The sequence below is a fragment of the Variovorax sp. 05L425 genome (genome assembly GCF_056397705.1).
Window position 1 is genome coordinate 1 of record NZ_JBFTNY010000081.1, and the last position, 668, is coordinate 668.

Genomic DNA, 668 nt, shown 5'->3' on the forward strand with positions numbered 1-668 from the left:
GGCGTGCCGGCCGGCGTGCCGGCCGAAACTGCGCCAGGCGAGACAAGAGTGGCCGTGACTGCGGAGACCGCGAAGAAGCTGGTTGCGCAGGGCCACACCGTGCGAGTGCAATCGGGCGCGGGCATTGCGGCCAGCCTCACCGATGGCGCCTACGAGGCCGCTGGTGCGCAGATCACCGATGCCGCGGGGGCCTTCGGCTGCGAGATCGTGCTGAAGGTGCGCAGTCCTGACGATCGCGAGACGGCGCTGATGAAGCCGGGCACGGTGCTGGTCGGCATGCTCAATCCCTTCGATGCCGACGGTCTTCAGCGCCTGGCCGCGGCCGGCCTGACCGCCTTCGCCCTCGAAGCGGCTCCGCGCACCACCCGCGCCCAGAGCATGGATGTGCTCTCCTCCCAGGCCAACATCGCCGGCTACAAGGCCGTCATGATGGCCGCGGACAAGTACCAGCGCTTCTTCCCGATGCTGATGACCGCCGCCGGCACCGTGAAGGCGGCACGCGTCGTGATCCTGGGCGTCGGCGTTGCGGGATTGCAGGCGATTGCCACCGCCAAGCGCCTGGGCGCCGTCATCGAGGCTTCCGATGTACGCCCCAGCGTCAAGGAACAGATCGAGTCCCTGGGCGGCAAGTTCATCGACGTGCCCTACGAGACTGCCGAGGAGAAGGA

The 668-nt window shown here is 68.4% G+C and carries 1 protein-coding gene; it reads left to right on the forward strand.

Annotated elements, in window-relative coordinates; all coding sequences use genetic code 11:
• Positions 1-3 precede the first annotated feature (3 nt).
• On the forward strand, positions 4-668 hold a 665-nt coding region (locus tag AC1DN9_RS30065; RefSeq protein WP_478106021.1), incomplete at its 3' end, for a Rossmann-fold NAD(P)-binding domain-containing protein.